Source organism: Arthrobacter sp. A5, from assembly GCF_051131705.1.
Lineage (GTDB): Bacteria > Actinomycetota > Actinomycetes > Actinomycetales > Micrococcaceae > Arthrobacter_M.
In genome coordinates this window covers 1502142-1520996 of record NZ_CP180316.1, presented here as the reverse complement: position 1 = coordinate 1520996, position 18855 = coordinate 1502142, and the positions used below count along the sequence as shown (strand labels likewise).

At 62.8% G+C, this 18855-nt stretch carries 19 protein-coding genes; 7 read left to right on the top strand and 12 right to left on the bottom strand.

The genetic code is table 11. The annotated features are described in order from the left end of the window. Positions 1-181: 181 nt before the first annotated feature. Positions 182-766: a dihydrofolate reductase family protein gene (locus ACLLJI_RS06850; protein WP_434619491.1), complete on the bottom strand. Its 585-nt coding sequence runs from the start codon at positions 764-766 to the stop codon at positions 182-184. A gap of 56 nt (positions 767-822) precedes the next feature. Here ACLLJI_RS06850 and ACLLJI_RS06845 point away from each other — a divergent pair, with 56 nt between their 5' ends. Continuing rightward, a complete protein-coding gene (locus ACLLJI_RS06845) occupies positions 823-1686 on the top strand; it encodes a helix-turn-helix transcriptional regulator (RefSeq protein ID WP_434619488.1) in 864 nt (287 codons plus the stop codon). Between the two features lie 670 nt (positions 1687-2356). Here the strand turns inward: ACLLJI_RS06845 and ACLLJI_RS06840 are convergent. Next, positions 2357-3334, bottom strand: coding sequence for a GlxA family transcriptional regulator (locus tag ACLLJI_RS06840; protein WP_434619485.1), 978 nt, complete (start codon positions 3332-3334; stop codon positions 2357-2359). 708 nt (positions 3335-4042) lie between these two features. On the opposite strand from ACLLJI_RS06840, the gene ACLLJI_RS06835 reads away from it, so the two are divergent. Together ACLLJI_RS06835 and ACLLJI_RS06830 are read left to right on the top strand one after the other, a co-directional pair. Then, positions 4043-4297, top strand: a complete 255-nt coding sequence (locus ACLLJI_RS06835; protein WP_434619482.1) for a hypothetical protein — start codon at positions 4043-4045, stop codon at positions 4295-4297. 37 nt (positions 4298-4334) lie between these two features. Next, a complete protein-coding gene (locus ACLLJI_RS06830) occupies positions 4335-4439 on the top strand; it encodes a VOC family protein (protein ID WP_434619479.1) in 105 nt (34 codons plus the stop codon). Between the two features lie 601 nt (positions 4440-5040). Here ACLLJI_RS06830 and ACLLJI_RS06825 read toward each other — a convergent pair. Both ACLLJI_RS06825 and ACLLJI_RS06820 read right to left on the bottom strand, forming a co-directional pair. Then, positions 5041-5613: a GNAT family N-acetyltransferase gene (locus ACLLJI_RS06825; protein ID WP_434619476.1), complete on the bottom strand. Its 573-nt coding sequence runs from the start codon at positions 5611-5613 to the stop codon at positions 5041-5043. A gap of 278 nt (positions 5614-5891) precedes the next feature. Further along, complete coding sequence (locus ACLLJI_RS06820) at positions 5892-6335, bottom strand: MarR family winged helix-turn-helix transcriptional regulator (RefSeq protein ID WP_434619473.1); 444 nt, start codon at positions 6333-6335, stop codon at positions 5892-5894. 64 nt (positions 6336-6399) lie between these two features. Between ACLLJI_RS06820 and ACLLJI_RS06815 the strand changes: the two genes are divergently transcribed. The 3 genes from ACLLJI_RS06815 to ACLLJI_RS06805 all read left to right on the top strand — a co-directional run bounded on the left by ACLLJI_RS06815 (position 6400) and on the right by ACLLJI_RS06805 (position 9559). Beyond that, the gene (locus ACLLJI_RS06815) at positions 6400-6927 is read left to right on the top strand and encodes a hypothetical protein (protein WP_434619470.1); all 528 of its coding nucleotides are present in this window, start codon (positions 6400-6402) and stop codon (positions 6925-6927) included. A 456-nt stretch (positions 6928-7383) separates the two neighbouring features. Beyond that, entirely contained in the window at positions 7384-7527 is a 144-nt protein-coding gene (locus ACLLJI_RS06810) for a hypothetical protein (RefSeq protein WP_434619468.1), read from the top strand. Positions 7528-8191: 664 nt separating this feature from the next. Further along, the gene (locus ACLLJI_RS06805; protein WP_434619465.1) at positions 8192-9559 is read left to right on the top strand and encodes an APC family permease; all 1368 of its coding nucleotides are present in this window, start codon (positions 8192-8194) and stop codon (positions 9557-9559) included. Positions 9560-10291: 732 nt separating this feature from the next. Here ACLLJI_RS06805 and ACLLJI_RS06800 read toward each other — a convergent pair. The 6 genes from ACLLJI_RS06800 to ACLLJI_RS06775 form a co-directional block, all read right to left on the bottom strand. Continuing rightward, positions 10292-12022 (bottom strand): IS1634 family transposase, encoded by a 1731-nt coding sequence (locus tag ACLLJI_RS06800; RefSeq protein WP_434619462.1) that lies wholly within the window; start codon positions 12020-12022, stop codon positions 10292-10294. Positions 12023-12299: 277 nt separating this feature from the next. After that, entirely contained in the window at positions 12300-12977 is a 678-nt protein-coding gene (locus tag ACLLJI_RS06795) for a dihydrofolate reductase family protein (protein WP_434619459.1), read from the bottom strand. Continuing rightward, a complete protein-coding gene (locus tag ACLLJI_RS06790) occupies positions 12974-13540 on the bottom strand; it encodes a dihydrofolate reductase family protein (RefSeq protein ID WP_434619456.1) in 567 nt (188 codons plus the stop codon). Before ACLLJI_RS06790 ends, ACLLJI_RS06795 begins: the two co-directional genes overlap by 4 nt. Positions 13541-13601: 61 nt before the next feature. Next, the gene (locus tag ACLLJI_RS06785; RefSeq protein WP_434619454.1) at positions 13602-14540 is read right to left on the bottom strand and encodes an RNA polymerase subunit sigma-70; all 939 of its coding nucleotides are present in this window, start codon (positions 14538-14540) and stop codon (positions 13602-13604) included. Between the two features lie 60 nt (positions 14541-14600). Then, the gene (locus tag ACLLJI_RS06780) at positions 14601-15083 is read right to left on the bottom strand and encodes a tyrosine-type recombinase/integrase (protein ID WP_434619451.1); all 483 of its coding nucleotides are present in this window, start codon (positions 15081-15083) and stop codon (positions 14601-14603) included. Between the two features lie 576 nt (positions 15084-15659). Next, entirely contained in the window at positions 15660-16610 is a 951-nt protein-coding gene (locus ACLLJI_RS06775; RefSeq protein ID WP_434619448.1) for an IS1595 family transposase, read from the bottom strand. 206 nt (positions 16611-16816) lie between these two features. Here ACLLJI_RS06775 and ACLLJI_RS06770 point away from each other — a divergent pair, with 206 nt between their 5' ends. Continuing rightward, positions 16817-17113, top strand: a complete 297-nt coding sequence (locus tag ACLLJI_RS06770) for a hypothetical protein (RefSeq protein WP_434619445.1) — start codon at positions 16817-16819, stop codon at positions 17111-17113. A 66-nt stretch (positions 17114-17179) separates the two neighbouring features. Here the strand turns inward: ACLLJI_RS06770 and ACLLJI_RS06765 are convergent, their stop codons facing one another. Then, a complete protein-coding gene (locus ACLLJI_RS06765; protein WP_434621310.1) occupies positions 17180-17344 on the bottom strand; it encodes a type II toxin-antitoxin system RelE family toxin in 165 nt (54 codons plus the stop codon). Positions 17345-17751: 407 nt separating this feature from the next. After that, entirely contained in the window at positions 17752-18834 is a 1083-nt protein-coding gene (locus ACLLJI_RS06760) for an ABC transporter substrate-binding protein (RefSeq protein ID WP_434619442.1), read from the bottom strand. Positions 18835-18855 lie beyond the last annotated feature (21 nt).

The following is an 18855-nucleotide window of genomic DNA, read 5'->3' as shown; positions in this document are numbered from 1 at the left end:
GTAATGGTCCCGGTTACGGAAGTTTCGGGTGGCGCGGTGCTGAAAATTGACGAGCCCGGCGACGGCTATTGAGCCGCCGTTGTTTCTCACATCCGGATCCGGCCCGATATGAAGCTTGATCCGATATCAGCGGATTCGAGGGCAGCTGACCGTGTCATGGCCTGCGGCGGATGATGCGCGTTCACGGCCGTACGCTGTAAACGAGGGCGACGGTCCCAAGGTCTGTCTGTGCGACTGACCTCAGCGCGAGGTGGCGCGGTGCCGGTAGCTCGCCGAACAGGCGCTTGCCAGCTCCCAGAAGTAATGGATGGATGAAAAGACGGATTTCGTCGACCAGGTCCTCGGCGAGCAGCTCCCGGCAGAATACACCGCTGCCCAGTACCGCGATGTCCCCTTCGACGGTTGTCTTGAGTTCTCTCACCGCGGCGGAGACCCCGGACGAGAGGATCCGCGTCCCGGCCCATGTTGCGTCGGTCAGGGTCCGAGACGCTACGTACTTGGGAGTAGCATTCCGATGGGCGGCGATGGGGTTCTCGGCCGGCTGGTGGGGCCAGAACGCGTCCATTTTCTGGTAGGTCTTGCGTCCGAGCAGGTAGCTCGAGGTATTCCCGAGCCCCGACGAGGCGGTGACCTGGTGGATGCACTGGGCATAGGGCGCGCCCAAGCCTCCGTGTGTGAACCCGCCTTCCGTGTCTTCCTGCGGAGACCCAAGCCCTTGCATAACCCCGTCGACCGTCAGAAACTCGATCATGACCAACGTGCCCATAGTGACGTCCTTTCCTCGTTGTCTTACGACGGTATGATCACGAAAGCCGTTCGGTCTTGAAAAAATTGGCATCGAACGGAGTGCAGACTGTGAGCGGGTTCGGGCCGACGATCGTCAGGCACCCTGTGCCCCGCCGATTACGCGGGCTCGTCGCGGGGATCGTGGGCTACGACGAGATCGCCCCTCCGAGAGGGCGCGACCGGGTGCAACCTGCCGGCAGCCTTCTCCTGCTAGAGATTTCGTTCACAGCACCGCTTCTCGTCCGGGAACTCCACGCGGTCGCGGGGACGGAAATTGCTCATGGTGCTTTTCTTGCCGGGTTGATGCTCGGCCCGGTGCGGACAGTTTTCTTCGACCGCCACGCACCGGTGCAGATCTACCTGACTCCTTTGGGTGCCTACCGCCTGCTGGGCGTTCCGGGCCGGGAGACCGCCGGGCACGTCACGCCGCTGGCAGACCTCGTGCCGCGCTGGGAACGCGACCTGCCCGATCGGCTCGCCGGTGCGCCGGGGTGGCACCAACGTTTCACGATCGTGATCGACGAACTCATCCAACACGCCGGGTACGGACCGGCAGCTGATGCCTTAACGGAGTGGGCGTGGGCGGAACTGCAGCGCACGGGCGGCCAAATACGGATTGCAGCACTCGCGCAACGCTCAGGCTGGAGTGTGCGGCATCTCAGCAAGAGGTTCGATGATGTGACCGGCATTTCGCCAAAGGGCGTCGCACAAGTGATCAGGTTCGAACGTATCCACGCAGAACTGGAGAGATGGAGTCTCGCGGAGCTCGCCGCGCGTCACGGGCTCTCAGACCAGAGCCATTTCTCAAGAGAAGTACGTCGGTACGCCGGCGAATCACCTCTCGCCCTCGCGCGGGCGCAACGTCCCACCGCGATCGGCACACACGCTGCTCATGCGTAGTCATCCCCCTCCAAGCGCGCAGCCACCCGATGCCTGCCTGGAGAGTCCACCGACCACGACCGTCAGCCGCGCAGGCCGGGGCAGCCTCCCGCGAGTCGACTCGCTGACCGATCCGGGATGAGTTGATTCGATCCGGCATCGGGCTCACCACACAGACCGCCGGAATGTGCTGCACTTTCAGCAGAGAGACAGCAGGCGCAACGGCTGAGCTGCTGGGAACACGCACAGCTCAATGATGTCTTGAACGAGCATCAGACGTCCCCTTGCGCGCGAGAACAGCATTAGCCCGGGGTTTTCATGAGAGTGCCCGTCACAGTGCGTGTTACGCGACGAATGGTGCTTCTGTGCTGGGGAAATAGTGTTGCTGGATGATTCCGGGGGTGCCGGGGTATTCAAACGTTTGCATGATCAGGGAATCCTTCTCGACTGAGTGAAACCCCGCGGGAGGCGTAGGTGTTGCCTTCTGGATCAAGACGGAAATACCTTCACTGCACTCCAAGGACCGCGTTGTGAATTTCGACGTCAGTCTTTAGCACGAACTTGGGGCACGAGTGTGGCACATTCACCACGTGCTCGCAGGCTCTGACCCTAGGCCAAGGCCGTGTCGCTCGGTTGACGCTTGATTTGGTGAGCACGCGGCTGCCATGCCCTGCCACCCCGCCATCGAGGCTTAGACTGCTGCCGCGGTAGGTTCCCTGTGCCCTTGGAATGTTCGCCGGTATGCGGCGGGACTGATCCCCAGACTCTTGTGGAAGTGGTGCCGCAGCAGGACAGCCTGCCCGAAGCCGGCGGCGCTTGCGATGGCGTCGATAGTGAGGTCTGTTTCCTCAAGCAGGGTCTGCGCCCTGAGCAGACGCTGCGAATTCACCCAGGCGCCAGGCGTGGCACCGGTTTCGGCCCGGAACCGCCGTGCGAATGTTCGTTCGGACATGTGCATCCTGGACGCGAGCCTGCTGACCGGAAGCTCGGCATTCAGGTGTTCGGCCATCCACACCAGGAGTTTCTCCATCGTGTCGCCGCGCTGCACTGGGACGGGCCGGTCGATGTACTGTGCCTGCCCGCCGTCGCGGTGCGGTGGCACCACCATTCCGCGCGCGATGGTGGACGCGGCCTTGGCGCCGAACTCGGTCCTGATCAGGTGCAGGCAGGCGTCGATGCCGGCGGCGGTCCCTGCACTGGTAATCACGTTTCCGTCCTCCACATAGAGAACGTTCTCATCAACGGTCACTTGCGGAAAATCGGCCGCGAGTTGGCGGGAATGTTTCCAATGCGTAGTGGCACGTCGTCCGTCCAGAATGCCGGCTTCTGCCAGGGCGAACGCGCCGCTGCAGACCGAGAGAATGCGGGCTCCGCGGGAGTCGGCACGCCGCAGCAGGTCGATTACCGCCGGCGGCGCGGGCGCACCGCTGTGATAAGGCGCCATGATCACCAAATCTGCATCGTCAGCGGCATCGAGACCGTACTCCACCAGGATCGAGAACCCGATGTCCGTTTGGAGCAGTCCCGGGCAAGGAGTGCAGACCCTGAAGTCGAAGGCGGGCAGGCCGGTGCCTTGATCAGAACGGTCCAGGCCGAATACCTCGCAAACCACTCCGAATTCGAACGGGGACAGACCGGGGAGGGCAATCACGGCAACGGAGCGCAACATATGTCCATTATGGCAGAAATTTAGTGAAAGTGGTCGTCTCTGCCACTGCTGATTGCCGTTGAATCGGAGCATGATCGATGCATGGAAACCTTCGTAGTGCTCTTGCCGCAGCGCCCCTCCTCCTGATTCTCCACACCCCGCGCCTACCATGCCGTGACGCAGCGGGAGCGCCGTTCGATTCGAGGAGCCCTTGACCGCCGGCTCGCTGCACAGCATGGGTTACTCCAGCATTTCATTGGACATTCACTGATCGGTGTCCCAAGCAGGACACGAACCGAAAGAAGGACCACCATGCATCTTGTACATCCCGATGGTCGGCTGAAGTTGCACACAGCCGGTTGAGCGAGTTGGTTGAAAAACCACGCCGGCGGGCATTAACAACGGACAGCTACACCGGCGCGGCGCCGAGTCGAAGCCAGCTCCGCCGACGTTGTCCAACTTGCCCACGTGATCGGCAGCACCGGCATCGAACCCTGCGCCGCACTCAAACCGGTGTTCTACCGTCATAGCGCATTGCCCTGGAGGCCCTAGACCGACTGTGTGCGTCATCGTCACCGGCGCCCGCCCTAGTTCCCGGACGAGTTGGAGCCGAGAATCCGCCGTCAGGATGTCCTTTTCACGGGTTTGGGTCGTCGTACGGATGTAACGGTTTGAGAACTCGCAGGCAGACGTGCGCCGGCGATCGAGCGTTGAAGGAGAGCTCAAGTCATGATGAACAACGATTATGCATTCTGGCAGTTTTGGCACTTTAGGGAGGAGTGCCTCAGAGAAGAATTGGAAGGCCGCCGTATTTCTCGCGAACATGAGGAGGAACGCCGCCGTATTTCTCACGAGCGTAAATTGGAACGCCACCGTATTCCTCGCGAGGGTCAAGGTGATGACATGGACCAGGATAGGCTGCAGGCTGTCGTTGAGGCGGGTGCCTTCGGGCGGCAGAAGGCCGGTCGACCAGCTCCTCGCTGAGGCAGGCGTACTCGGGTCGGTACATATTGTTAACGGTATGAACATCAACAGGATTCAGGTGCTGACGCTGCCGGTGTCGGACCAGGAGAGGGCGAAAGCGTTCTACGTCGATGCCTTTCGGCTTGAAGGTGATCCGGGATAACCCGATGGGCTCCGATCAGCGGTGGCTCTAGGTGGATCCGGCCGGTTCACATACCGGCATCACACTGGTCAGCTGGTTCCCTACCATGCCCCCGGCAGTACCAAGGGCCTAGTCCTGCAGACTAGCGACATCGACGGAGACATCATTGGGCTCAAGCAGGCCGGAGTGACCGTAGACGGACTGCAAGATGCGGTATGGGGGTGTTTCGCCACTTTCGATGACCCGGATGGTAAGGCTATTGTGCTGGCTGGACCGCCGCCGACTGGCATGTGAGTCGTCCACGACCGCAGTCGACACGCTATTAGCGTCGTTGACCAGTCCGGACCGCCGACAGATCCTCGACACCCTCTGAATGAATGGACCCCAGCCCGCTGGAGCCATAGCCGCGAACGCCGATACCGGTTGGCCCTTGGACCCTTGCGCGAGGCCGTCTCCTGGCTCTCCCCGTACGACAGGTTCTGGTGTCAGCACCTGAAGGACCTCAGCGATTTCTTGGACGTGGAAAAACGATGTGCGGCCGCCGCACCATCGAGGTCGACCAGGACGGCATCGTCCACTGTCAGGTCCTGGCCTTTGAGCCAAAGCGCTATCTCCGTTCCACTCAATACAACTCACGCCGCATGAGTACGCGCGGGAATCCGATGTGAACCGAGTCAGTCACAGCGGCCTGGGTGAATCCGCCCCGTTCGAACAGTGCACGAGTACCCACGTAGGCCATGGTGAGGTCGACCTTCTCGCCGTGGTTGTCGACCGGATAGCCCTCGATCGCCGGTGCCCCCTGATCGAGAGCGAATTGAACGGCGCCCGCCAACAGGTGGTGCGATATGCCTTTACCGCGGTGCCCCGGTCGGACCCTGATGCACCAGACGGACCATACATCAAGGTCGTCCACATGCGGGATCTTGCGGTTTCGGGCGAAGCTGGTGTCGGCGCGCGGATGCACGCCGGCCCACCCCACAACCTCATCGCCTTCATACGCCAGCACTCCGGGGGGAGGATCTTGACCGACCAGTTCCTTGACGAGAGCTCCCCTCTCCGGACCGCGCAGCGCACTGTTCTGCTTGGACTGGATGCGATAGCTGAGACACCAGCACACATTTGCATCAGGCCGCTTTGGTCCCACCATCGCCCTCACGTCATCGAACATCGTTGCGGGAAGGACTTCGATCGTCATGTCGCCACCCTGCCACCGGTGCACAGCAGAGGCAATAGCGTTGCCGGCGTCGGCACTCCTTGGAGGGGCCTAAGCTATTGACCAACCGCAAGAACGATGTCCCGGTGTCTGCGCGGTGGCAGCGCCGATGTCTTCTCGTCGGGTCACATCGCAACGCAGCGTCAAGACGCTCGATTTTGTCTCACTAGAGGTAATCCGACAAGAAGCATCTCTTTAGTCCCGCTCGAAGCACTGGCTGGCAACCGGCCTGGTGTTCAGGATCGGAGCACCTGCGAGGGTCATTCTGATGGGCCGGGTGACGACCCCTTGTTCACAAGGGCCGCAGCCTTTGACAAATGGTGCTCAAGGGCTGCGCGCTCCTCAGGACTGAGTCGGGGGGTTCGAGCGATGAGAGCGTCGGTGATTGTGTTGTTCGCGCGGGTGAGGATGAGAGGTCTGGCGGCTGGTTCGATGTTGAGCCGGTTCTTGCGTCGATCGATCAAGTCGGCACGGATACTTATCACTCCTGCATCATTCATGACGCGGACGATGCGTGACACGAGACTCTGTGCGAGACCGGTGCGCTTGGTGACGTCACTGACGGTGCTGTCGGGATAGCGCGCGATGTCCTCGATGACCGCGAGTTCCCCGGCATTGACCGCGTCGGACCCGATGTTCTCGGTGGCTAAGAGTGCAATCTCCCGTAGAGCTCGAGCCAAGCGGTGTAGGTCAGCAACACGCATACCTATATTAAATCACTAGTGATACAGTTTTAGATACATCACTAGTGATGGAATAGGAGTGGGTATGGGTTGGGACTGGAGAGCCATCAACAGCACACTAGATGATGTGTCGATCACGGTGGGGATAGCGATCATGATCGTCCGCCAGTTCATTTGGCGTTCCGCGCAACTGCACAGGATGATGCGGCTGCCATTGATCGTCATCTGCTTGGGGATCGTCTACCTGGTAAGCGAATTGTGGGAAGGTTTCCGGTGGGTACTGGGCGACTGGTTGATTGTCGGTGAACTCGTTCTCGTCTCCATCACAGGGACCGCGATGGGTTTCGTGACCCGATTCCGCACTGCCGGAGCCAATCTGCAATACCGCCTCACCGGTATAGGTCTCATCCTCTGGGGCGTGTTTATCGCGATCCGCATCGGGTTCTTCACCCTGGCGGAACTGCTCGGAGCGAACCTTCTCTACGCCACCGGCCTAATCCTGCTCTCGTTCGGCGTGAACCGTCTCGCCGCGATCCTTGTCGTCCGACGCCGAACACGCGAAATCCTGAACCCGAACAGAGGGCCTGCACGTCCGTTCCGCGCGTCGTCATGAGATCATGCCACTGCTCATTCACTAATTACGCGGCGGCCGTAGTGGCCCGACCGCGCCGCCCTCGGTGTAAACGGCCTCACCTAGCTCCTGGCCGGTTGGCTCTGCGTGCTCGCGTTGACCGCAACATTCAACCGCGCCCTCAGGACACACCAGAATCGCTAGTCAGCTCAGTGACCCCGGCGAAGGTCGTCATGACGCACTGCGGAGCGCGTTCTCACCGATCGGGAGGCGCTCTCCCCGCTGCAGCCCTCGCCGTTTCGCGAGCCACGCCGCGCTTCGGTGACCGTTCTTATTCGCGGTGCCGTAGACCACCCTAGTTGCACCCCATTCTCACGGTCGTAGCAACCGGACGTGGCTTATGCCGTCTCGGGTTGCCAGGTTGAACTGGAACCGCTGTTCCGCCAGCCGGTGGCATGACCGGTCTCAACGCCAGGCCGGGAGCTTCAGGTGGGTGGCGTGACCGATGATGACAAGCCCATTTCGGAAGGTCATCACCTCCTTGATCATGACTCCGTGCTGGTTGCGATAATGCACGACGATCGTTTCCACTCCCGCGTAGACATCGATCAGCTCGAACCGGAGATCCTGGTTGCCCCGTAACGCCAGGGTCCAGTAGCTGCGCAGCGCAGCCTTGCCGGAGATGCTGAATGCCCAGCGAGAAACCTGTTGAGTTCACACTTGCTCTCGCCCGTTAGCCGATCCGCTTACAAGACGTATACCGCCCGGACGCGCCGACCCACCCACGCTGAGCATCCGTCTCGGGCCCACAACGCCAACCACCAACCCGCTGATCGGCCACCTAGCCGCCGTCGTGATCGGCCTATTCACTGATCGGACTGAGGTCGAGCATCTGGGTTCCTGCACCGCCAGTTTCGGCCCCACCAGAAATGGTGCCACCCTGACTGTGGCACCCTCGCACGAGCCGACCGCCAATACCGCCACCACCAAGCATCGCCTGCGGCACGTTAGGCAACCGACTCCGGGCTCCATTCTGTCTTGGACGCCCAGAACACGCGATCACGGGTCCGTCCGTGCAGAGGACTTCGGAGAAGGACATTCGCGACACCTCAAGTAGGAAGAACTTCTTTATGTTGTTGGCTACGGCTTGGTCGTGACGTCCTTCTTCGAATCGGAGCTCGGAGGCTAACGGTCGAAACGGTCCCCCGCACCACAAGTTGCGCCGACGAGTGGTGGTCTTAATTGGCTGAATGCGGTCCTGGGTTGGCAGAAATTGTGTGGACGTCAAGTCCTTGCCACTGGAACCATGGAGGGCATGACCCGGCTACGCTCAACTACAACCCGCATTCCCTCGCCCCGCGTCGCCGGAGGCACCGGCACTGTGGGACCCACCGCTGCTGTCCAGCCGACCGGCACTGTCGGGGTCCTTCAAGGTTCCGCCCTCTACATCTCCGCCGTGCTGGGCACAGGAATCCTGGTCCTGCCCGGGCTCGCTGCGGACTCCGCAGGGCCGGCATCCATCCTCGCGGTAGCCGCCGTCCTGCTGCTCTCGGTTCCGTTGGCGGGCACGTTTGCCGCGCTCGCAGCCCGGTTCCCGGATGCCGGCGGCGTCGCAACGTTTGTCCGGCTTGCGCTAGGCAAGACGGCCGCTCGGATGGCCGGCTACTGGTTCTTCTTTGGCGTGTGCGTCGGCGCCCCGGTCGTTGCCGTTTTGGGCGCCTCATATCTGGTGGCGATCTTCGGTGGTCCGCGCTGGGCAGTCGTCGTCCTCACCGTGGTGCTCCTGGTTCCGCCATTCCTCTCAAACGCCTACGGCCTTCGAGTTTCGGGACCTGTCCAATTGGGCCTCACCGCAGCACTCGTGGCCATAGTGGTCGGCGTGGTGGCCGTCTGTTCGCGGGCGATGGATCCGGCTCACTTCGAGCCTTTTCTACCGCATGGTTGGGCAGGAGTGGGAAACGCCGTGAGCCTGTTTGTCTGGGCGTTTGCGGGCTGGGAAGCCGTGACACACCTGGCCGGAGAGTTCAGGAATCCGCATCGCACCATCCCGCTGGCAACCGGCATCGCCGTAGCAGTAGTCGGCGGGGCCTATCTCGCGCTGCAGTTGATGACCGTCGGGGTGTTGGGAGCAAAGGCCGACAGCAGCCCTGTGCCGCTACTGGCCCTGGTCGCGAGCACGGCTGGGGAAACGGGCCGGATTATCGTCGCGGTGATCGCCGCGGTGGTGGCGCTCGGGGTGCTGAACGCGTACGTCGGGGCGTTCGCCAAGCTCGGGGCCTCCCTCGGCCGCGACGGCGACCTGCCTCGTTGGCTCGCAGCCGGCGTGGAACCGGGGCAAGCACCAAGGCGGAGCCTGGTAGTCGTGGCCGCCCTGACCGGCGTCTACCTCGCGGCCCTGGTTTTCACTGAACTCGACCTGCTGCCTTTCATCCTGATCCACACCAGCTCGATGGTCGCGGTGTATTCCTTCGGAATGCTTGCGGCAGTGCGGCTGCTCGATCGGTTCTCCCTCGGCTGGTGGCTTGGGGTCGTTTCCTTGGTGCTCACCGCCGGCCTGCTGCTGCTTGCCGGGGCGCACCTGCTGGTTCCCGCGGGCCTTGCAGTTGGCGCGCTGCTTGTCGCCCTCTTCAAGCATCTGAGGAATCCGATACCAACGCGGCAGGTCCGCCGATAACGTCCTTTCCCCTTCCAGGCGCGGCTTTCCGGCCAGGAAGGGGAAACATCGTCACTATCACAAGAGCCAACGAGGACCCCAACCAGGTCCGGCGTTTAACCTTCCTTGGCGTCGGGCGGATGTGACAGGTGCCACCGCGCGACGGGGACCGGAACGGGCCATCCGAACTTTGTCCACGGCCTACCGACGGACTTCGCCAACGCGCAGCAACCGACTGCCACCCCATCTTCCTCGACACCTCCCGTCCTGACAGTCCTCGCTGGTGCTTGAGGGGATCGAGGCGCAGTCCGGGCAGGCCATGCGAAACGTGCTCACAGTGCTCGCCGCAGCGGGGACAGGTCCCGAACACGTCGTCAGCTCACCATTTATCTTGTCGCTGGGGTCGACGCGCTGACAGGATTCGTCGCCTCACAGTCGGTGTGGGGTGGCCATCGCACGGCTATCAGCGTCATCACGGTGGCCAGTCTGGCACGACCAGACGCCCTGGTGGAGATCGACGCCGTAGCGGTCATTTTCATGTCAGTCGTGCGGCGGGCGACCGCCGTGAGGATTGATAAGCTCGCAAGGGAGTGTCCGGCGACAATGGGCTGCGCTGCCAATGGAGTCTTGGCAGCGTTGAATGCGCCGGAGTTCATGGATTAGGCCGAAGTTACGTGGGTGGTGACGTGGGAAATCCCCGCCGTCCTTGACTTCCAGCGGAGATTTCGTGGTTTTGGGGTTTCTTCCTTCTGTCTACTTCAGGTTCAGCGGGAGGGTTTGGCCGATGAGTTCGAAGGCACGGCGCTGGATGGGTGTGGGCGCCGCGAGCGTCGGGACTGCGGGCATCGTGGTGTCGGTGCCGTAACGGATGTCGTTGCGGGTCAGGGTGGCGAGGTGTTCGAGCAGGGCCCGGAAACTGTAGGCAGGGGCCCCGTCGGCGGTGGTCCGCCGGCTGGCTTTGGTCTGCGCGGCGGTGGAGCGTTGTGCGGGGGCGACGGGGTCGGCCGGTTCGGGGCGGTGTTCGTCGGTGAAGGTCAGCGGCGCCCACGCTTTGCGGAGGTGCCAGGTGAGGTAGGCGGCGAGCATGCAGATGAACACGTGCGCCCGGACCCGGGTTTCGGTGTGGTGGTGGATCGGGCGCAGGGCCAGGTCGATGGCCTTGATGGAGCGGAAGTCACGTTCGACGTTGGCCAGGGACTTATACGTTGCCACGACTTTGGCGGCGTCCATCTGCTTGTCGGGGATGGTGGTGCGGATGATGTAGATCCCGTCCAGGGCCGCCTCGGCGGCGATGTTCTCCTCGTTGCGGGCGTAGGTGAAGGAGGTATCGGTGATGTCGAGTTTGTAGTGCTTTTCCATGTTGTATTTCCCGACGACTTTCCCGGCGCGGATCCCGATGCGCCCGGCGTCCTTGAGCCTGCCCGCTTCGGTGGCGGCGGTGATTTTGGCCAGTTCCTGATCGGTCGCGGCGAGCAGGTCGCCGCGTTTGCGTGAGCGTTCGGCCGCGAGGGCGGGGTTGCGGCAGGCGATCAGCCGTTCGCCGGGATAGTCCGGGTGGCTGATCTCGGCCAGGTTCGTTTCATCGAACAGGGACATCTGCAGGGGCCCGTCGTCGGCGGCCGGCGCCTGGATCGCCGGGGCCCGCAGCGCGGTGACCCAGCCGAGGCCGCCGAGTTCCTTCAGCGCCTCGATGCGGGCACTGGTGATCATGCCGCGGTCCCCGACCATGACCATCTCCTGGAGTCCATACCGGGTTTTGAGGTCCTTCGCGAGGGCCTCGAAAGCGGTCGGGTCCGCCGTGTTCCCCGGCACGACCCGGACGGAGACGGGACGGCCTTCCGGGTCGGTGAGCAGGCCGTATTCGATCTGCGGCAGTCCCTTCTTCCCGTCCCGGGAGTAGCCCCGTGCGGCCAGCGGGCAGTGGTGCCCGGTGACCCAGGAGGAGGACAGGTCGAACAGGGCCAGCCGGTCCGGGTTCGCCCCCGGGGACAGGTGTTTTTTGGCCAGGGCCTTTTCGATGCTCTCCTGCCGGGTCTCGAGCCAGTCCATCGCGGCGTAGACCTCGTCGGTGCCGGCTGCGGTGAGGCCGAGGTCCACGGCCAGGGTGGTGTCGGCCCACCATCGTGTGGTGGCCAGTTTCGAGCCGGGCCGGCAGACCCGGGCGATCACCAAAGCCAGGGCCAGGTCCCGCTGCGGGCAGGCGGGCCCGAGCAGGGCCGGCAACCCGAGGGCCTTCGCCTGCGCGGTGACCGCGGCGACGTGCCCGTGCGGGCGGGAGCGCAGGATCGTGGCCGCGGCATCGGCCGGGACCAGGTGCTGGCCCTTGAGTCCGGCCTCGATCAGGTCTACGACGTGGTCGGGCAGGGCCGAGAGGTTCGCCACCGTCTCGTTGCGGACCTTCCCGCCCTCCCGGAAGCTGCGGCGCAGATAAGCCGAACGGTAATCGCGTTCCAGGCCGTGCTTGTCAGTGTGGGACTTCCTCACTCTGACTACGTGAACCGGCTTCTCCTGCTGACTCATACCAACAAACTACACCCGTGTGTGGTCAGCACCGGTAACGACATGCCGAATATTCTGTCTACAGTTATTGGCCGAAAATGGACCTTTCGCCAAGAAACTCGCGGGAATCAGAGCGAAAGGTCCACGTAACTTCGGATTAGGCGCCGACACGGGTCTGTCTACACCAAGCTCCTGGACCGAGACGTCTATCTGGGGTCAGTGCCGACGTTCTACCATCCCGATCTTGTCGATGTCCCTCGGCTCAGCCGGCGTCGGAGCGCCGGTAGATGTTGATCACCACTCCCGAGGACAGGGCGCGGGTATCGACCAGGGCGAGTCTCGAGAGCGGGAACCCGTCGGAGAACAGCCTCTTGCCGGTGCCCAGCACGATCGGGTAGACGACGAGCCGGTACTCGTCGACCAGGTCGTGCTCGGCCAGCGTCTTGATCAGCTCGGAGCTGCCCCACACGCGGATCTCGCCGCCGGGCGCCGCACGCAGTTTCGCCACGGCGACCGGAACGTCGGGGCCGAGGAGCTGCGTGTTCTGCCAGCCGAACTCGGTCAGCGTGGACGACGCAACGTACTTGGGGATGCGGTTGTACCTCCTGGTCAGCTCCCCCTGCAGGCCCTCGGCGTTCTCGTCCCACGCGCCCCACGAGCCGGCGAAGATCTCGTACGTCCTGCGGCCGAGCAGCAGCGCCTCGGTCCTGCTCTCCCACTCCCCGACGATTTCCCCGTCCTCTGCGGAATCGTACCCGTCTTGCCAGCCGCCGTGCTCGAAGCCGCCGTCTCGGTCTTCATCGGGGCCGCCCCGGTGTGCGATAGGCCGCATGCACCGTCGCCGCAATGACTGGGCCGGCGGCTCATGCACACGGCGGTAGTGCTGCTCGAACTCGATGGGATCCTCGGGTGTTGCGTACCTGACTCGGAAGTGGATCATAATACCGCCTCATCCTCAGCTGTATAGATGGCAAGGGTCGCCGGTCCGACGCGCTCCGCGGCGGTAAGGCACAGTTGTACGCCGTTGGGGTAAAGTCGACGACCTGCTCCGACCGCAACGGGGAAGGTGAGCAGCCGGTACTCGTCGACGAGGTCGGCGGCGGCGAGCTGTGCGACAATCGAGCCGCTTCCAATCACGACGATGTCACGCGTCTGCACAGTGCCGGCCACCCAGGTTGCCAACGGCTCGGGGATCCGGCTCGAGTTGGCCCACCCCGCTGGATCGACTTCGTGGTGGGTGACGACTACTTTGGCGGCGGCATTCATCGCCTGGGAGAACGGGTCGTCGCGTGTAGGCCATAGCGCGCTGAAATGTTCCCACGTTCTGCGGCCGAAGAGCAGGAGACCTTGATTCAGGATCGGGCCGAGCCGGAACTTGTCGCCGGCCACCCCCTGTGGGCCGTACCGCATTGCCCAACCGCCGCATGCGGTGCCATCGCTTCCGTCGGGATCCTCCACCACGCCGTCGAGGGTTATGAATTGGGCAACGATCAACCGTCCCATGATGTCTGCTCCTCCGTGAGATGAATGCTTCACCAATTCATGCGGGCGAGAGCAGGCAAACTCATCGGTGCGTCGAGAACTCATGCTCGAAGAGAGCGAAAAGTCGTGCATCTTGGTAGACGAGCACGTGTCCGATAGCTCCGAAACCATCACCGTCGAACAGCTGCAGGGTGTGCGGCTCCAGCGCCTGCGGCGTTGCCCGGTAGAGCAGAATGCCGTGCTGTCCATTGGCGGAGATCGTGTGTGTGCTCCATCCCGTCCCACGCCGGGAGAACAGATGCTCCATGAAGGCGCGTAAGGGCTCCCGTCCGCGCGTCCAGTTCGGCACCGGCGGCATCTCGAAGACGACGTCCTCGGCTACAAGCAACGCCAGCTCGTCCGCATCCGCTCGCTCAATCGCGCGCGCATACCGCTCCACGGCACCCTGCGCCAGCGGCTGCCGCCGGGGCGCTCCCTTCCGAATCGCGTCGCGTGCACGCCGCAACGCGGAGTTGACAGATGCCACGCTCATCTCAAGCACGGCGCTCGTTTCCGCCGCAGTGAAGTCCAGCACGTCTCGAAGCACCAGGACGCCGCGCTGTCGTGGTGGCAATCTCTGAAGCATCGCCGTCACCGCAAGCCTGACGTCTTGCGCCCGTTCAGCGGATTTCTCGACGTCAGACGTAATGCACCACTCGGTCGGCGCCGGCATGAGCCACGGGACGTCAAAGGCGGGCACAAGGGGTGCACCGATCTCCAGTCCGGGATCTAGAAGATCGCGCGGCAGCGGACGGCGCGGAGTCTCACGGAGCCGGTCGATGCAGACGTTCCGCGCGATACGAAAGCACCAAGTCGCCAACGAGGCGCGCTCCGAATCGAATGAGTCCCGGGCCCGCCAGGCACGCTCCAATACGTCCTGCGCGGCATCCTCCGCATCAAAGTGCGATCCCAGCATCTGATAGCAGAAAGCGATCAGTCCTCGACGCAACCCCGCCAACTCGACCGCCGTGTTGTGAGCCACGACGCCAATGCTACGTTGCAGTCAACCACTGGGGCTACTTCAGATTCTCAGTGAGTTGCGTCATAGCGCGTTACTGGTTCGCCGCTCCCGGTGGCGCGGCACCTGCCCGATCTCGTCCAGTGACGCTCCAGCGGCGAGCATCCGGCTCGCCGCTGCGTGCCGCAGCCGGTGAGCACCGAACCGCTCGATCCCCACGTGCCAGCAAGCATCTTGCGCGACCGCTGTGACCGCATACCCGGACATCGTCCCTGGCGGCGGCATCACCTTCAAGAACAATGTCCTACAACCACCAGGCGCCGATGGCCGACGCTGCTGGTAGCCCGCTAACGCCTCTCCGACATCGGCGGCCAGCGGCAAGAAGTCTTCCCGTCCGCCCTTGCCATGAACGAGGATCCCGCCAGCACGCCAGTTCACATCGTCCAAACTGATCCGGGCAACCTCACTTGAGCGCAGCCCCAACCTGGCCAGCAACTGCAAGATCGCGTAGTTGCGCCGGCCAACCGTCCCCCGTCGATCACGGCCAGCCAAGAGTGCATCAATCACCCCTGGTTCGAAGGCACGCGGCAACGACCGATCCCGGACAGCGGCCACCCCGGGTACCGCCCACTCAAGCGGCGCCGTGATCAGCCCGGCAAGATGGAGGTACGAAGCACCGAACGCACAACAACCACCTGCATCTGCGCCTCGGCGGCACCACGCAGCGGGCACTCACGCACGAAAAAGGCAGTCACATCGGCGGCCGTCAACCGATCCGAGCCGAGGTCCGCGAGCCCCTCGCACCGGCGAGAGGAACCTTCGAGCCCTAGGCTCATAGCAGGCCACCGTCGCCTCGCTGACCCCCCGCTCGAGAAGCACGTAGCGCAATACCCCTCTCCAGCATCCCCCTCTACTGCGTCATCCGCGAGCTTTGAGATGCCCTCCGTCACCACTCGCCGCTTGCTGTCCATCGCGGCCTCCTGAAATCGACGAAATCTAATCCAAGAAGCATCAACCCAAGCCCACGGTTATGCCAAGTAGTTCACCCAAAACCGCTCCTGACCAGCAAGAACACAGGCCGCCGGACCCCACTCGGCATAATCAATGACTCGGCATAAGACCCGTAGTGCGTATCCGGTTAGCTCAGGTTCGGCGTGTGGTGCCGGGCCCTTGTGCCACGATTTCCCAGAAGGTCGTGGGGTCATGGTGCGACTCGAGCCCGAGCAGGCTTTGGAAGGCTGACATGGGTGAGCGCCGCCGGTTGTAACGAAAGACGAACTCGTCCGGATAGACCTGCAGGTGCTCATTACTCACGGCGCGATGGGTGCCTCGCAGCCAGGACTTGAAGTTGCTGATGGCTCTGTGAACACGCGGCATGACAGGTTCAGTGTCCCCGGTGCGTTTGGCTGCCCTTTGGGATCGCGGCCGATGGTCGTAACCCTTCTTCGCGAGCAGGACATACGGACCCCATCCGTCCGTATGGACAACCGCTCCAGGTGCCACGGTGTCATGGACGAAGTTATACAAAGTTGGTCCTGACGCCTCCGGGATGACCTGCATACGAATACGCCCGGAGCCCTGGCCGCGGACCTCAACAGCAACAACAACATGGGCTGCTTTGGCCATCCGGCTGCCTCCGCCGCTCCGGCCCTTTTCCACCCCGCCGACCTCGCATTCATCAACCTCGACCTCCCCCGTCAGCAAGGTGCGCTCGGGGTTGACCATGGCACGGGGCAGCTTGTGCAGCATCGTCCACGCGCTCTCGTAGCGGCTGAGCCCGAGCTGGCGCTGTAGCTGCACCGCGGAGATTCCGAGCGTTCTGGTCGTCATCAGATAAGCCGCCCAAAACCAGTACTGGAGCGGCAGATGGGTCTTGTGCAGCGCCATCCCGGCCGTTTGCGAGGTTTGGCGATGGCAGCCAGCACATTCCCAAAGAATCCGCGTCGAAAGGGGCCAGCCCTTACGCCCCTGACATCGTGGGCAAACAAAGCCCTCCGGCCATCGGCAGGCAAACAAATATTCCAAGCAGGACGACTCGTCACCGAACCTCCCCTGGAACTCCAGAATCGACCGCGGAAAGTCCGGACGTGCCATAATCCCAAACTACACCTGAGCTAACCGGATACGCACTAGACCCGTTATGTCGAAACGGCATAACGGGTCTTACGGGACGGTTCACGGCCCGATCTTCAAGAGCGCAGGTCAGCCGGGGATTCGTCCAGTGGAGGACCGCTTACGGGACTCGTTGAGTAGTATGGAGCTAGCCTTTTTGCAACTCCGAAACGGAGACGAGATTCCTCGTGAGCACACCGGTCGTTACAGCTATAGACACGACGATTAAGGCAGGGCGCGAGCAGGAGCTGCTTGATGGGTTCAGCCAGTTGTATACGGGTCAGAAGCCCGATGGCCTCGTTCGCGCGGAGCTCCTTCGCGGTCAGGGCGGCTTTTGGCGCCTTCAGCCGACGTGGCGCGACCTGGACGCCCTCATGGTTCTGCGCAACAGCGGAGAGTCGCCCGCGGCTCTCGCTCTGCTCGACCGTCTCGGAGCCGAGCACTCGCACGCCGTCTTCACGGTGGAGCAGAGGTACGACGCATAGGTGCTGCTCCGCCAAATCTGCCGTGCGCCTGAGAACCGCCCAGCAGCTCGCCCGGATGGCTTTCCGCTAGTGGGACTCGTAGATCTCTCGACGATGTCCGACTCTGAGGACTAGAACTGTCAACTGATTGTCGTGAATCTCGCGAATGATGCGGTAGTCGTCTGTGCGTACTCGCCACTCGTCATTTACGGCGTCGGCTCCGTTTTGGTGCCATGCATTTCTTCCCGTGATTTCCCGGCTGCATGGATATCCATCTTGTCTTCTGCCAGTTCGATCAGCCGTTCTCAGTCGTCGGCATCGACGACGGCCGCGACTCGGCGAGCGCGGCGTGACAAAAAGACCGGCTCACGGTTGGCTTGGGCACGACTGATGATCGAGCCAAGCTGGCCACCCGTCAGAGACGCTGAGCGGGACTGTAGTAGACGTGCTGCAAGCGTGCGTTATGCGAGGCAGATGTACAACGGTTCTGCATTCGTACTATGTGCGTCCCGCGGGCCGTTCCCCGTAAGGACACATATCAGACGATGGCTGGCTAACGTTTCCTGCAGCCGCCGACGGAAAAAGACAGTGGCGGCCCCGCCAACCGACGGGGCCGCCACCACACCTATCGCAGGGACATTGTCAGACCTGACTCCGGTCTACTTGGCCGCCTGCACAAACTCATTCGTGAAGGTCTTGGCCAGGTCAATGGTCTTGCCCTTGACATCGGGGTTGGTCTGAAGCACGTCGTTGACGATCTTCGGTCCGTCCGCCGGCATGAGCCCGGTCGGGCTGTAGATCCCCTTTTCCGCATCCAGTGCCTTGATGTATGCGTCCTTGCCGACGCCGGCGTAGTAGTCCGCCGGCACCTTGTCGGTGATCTCGGCCGCCGTGTGGTCCGCGATGAACTTGAGCGTCTTGACGTAGGCGTCGGCGAGCTTTTGGACGACGTCCTTATGCGCATCCACATACGCCGTGGTCATGTACAGCGACGTGGCGGGGTAGGCGCCGCCGAAGGTTTCCTGCGCTCCGGCAAGGGTCCGCGAGTCGTAGAGGATGAAGGCCTTGTTGGTGTTGACCAGCTGGGACACGGTCGGCTCCGTGGTCATGGCGCAGTCGATGTTTTTGTGGTCGATCGCGGCAATCAGGGTGGCCCCGGCCTGGACGCCGATCCGGTGTGTTTCGGTCGGTGCCACGCCGTTTTTCTGGCCGATGTACTGGGTCAGATAATCGGTGGAGGAGCCCAAATCGGTAATTCCGAGGTTAAGTCCCTTCCAGTCCGCGGCGGACTTGATCTTGTCCTTGAGGTCGGTCCGGCACAGTTCCACCTCACCGGGCACCTGGAGCATCGTTACCACGGCCTCGGTGGACTTGCCTTTGGCTTGCAGGACCTGGTTGTGGTCGTAAAATCCGCCCACCCCGTCCACCTGTCCGGAGATCATGTTCGTCTCCGCGTCCACACCGGCGGGCTCATCCGTGAGCTGGATGTTCAGCCCGGCGTCCTTGTAGTAGCCCAGCTGGTCGGCCAGTTTGAACGGCAGGTAGATCTGCTTGTTCAGACCTCCCACCATGATCTTCACCTGCTGGCCTGCGGTATCCCCGACCTGCTGGGGTGCTTGGCCCGAGGTGCTGGCGGTGTTGGCGCATCCGGTCATGGTGGCCGCCAGTGCAACAGCCATGCCCGCGCCGGCCATCCATTTTCTGCCGGACGTGAAGGCGCCGGACGTGATCTTGTGAGACATTTTTCTCCTCGTTGAGATGGT

Excerpts from the sequence above, each read along its gene's own strand:
- ACLLJI_RS06820 (WP_434619473.1), bottom strand. The coding sequence starts at position 6,335 with ATGCGTGTTGCTGACCTACACCGCTTGGCTCGAGCTCTACGGGAGATT.
- ACLLJI_RS06805 (WP_434619465.1), top strand. The coding sequence starts at position 8,192 with ATGGAGGGCATGACCCGGCTACGCTCAACTACAACCCGCATTCCCTCG.
- ACLLJI_RS06850 (WP_434619491.1), bottom strand. The coding sequence starts at position 766 with ATGGGCACGTTGGTCATGATCGAGTTTCTGACGGTCGACGGGGTTATG.
- ACLLJI_RS06775 (WP_434619448.1), bottom strand. The coding sequence starts at position 16,610 with ATGGCACGTCCGGACTTTCCGCGGTCGATTCTGGAGTTCCAGGGGAGG.
- ACLLJI_RS06795 (WP_434619459.1), bottom strand. The coding sequence starts at position 12,977 with ATGATCCACTTCCGAGTCAGGTACGCAACACCCGAGGATCCCATCGAG.
- ACLLJI_RS06835 (WP_434619482.1), top strand. The coding sequence starts at position 4,043 with ATGATGAACAACGATTATGCATTCTGGCAGTTTTGGCACTTTAGGGAG.
- ACLLJI_RS06815 (WP_434619470.1), top strand. The coding sequence starts at position 6,400 with ATGGGTTGGGACTGGAGAGCCATCAACAGCACACTAGATGATGTGTCG.
- ACLLJI_RS06790 (WP_434619456.1), bottom strand. The coding sequence starts at position 13,540 with ATGGGACGGTTGATCGTTGCCCAATTCATAACCCTCGACGGCGTGGTG.
- ACLLJI_RS06825 (WP_434619476.1), bottom strand. The coding sequence starts at position 5,613 with ATGACGATCGAAGTCCTTCCCGCAACGATGTTCGATGACGTGAGGGCG.
- ACLLJI_RS06760 (WP_434619442.1), bottom strand. The coding sequence starts at position 18,834 with ATGTCTCACAAGATCACGTCCGGCGCCTTCACGTCCGGCAGAAAATGG.
- ACLLJI_RS06840 (WP_434619485.1), bottom strand. The coding sequence starts at position 3,334 with ATGTTGCGCTCCGTTGCCGTGATTGCCCTCCCCGGTCTGTCCCCGTTC.
- ACLLJI_RS06830 (WP_434619479.1), top strand. The coding sequence starts at position 4,335 with ATGAACATCAACAGGATTCAGGTGCTGACGCTGCCGGTGTCGGACCAG.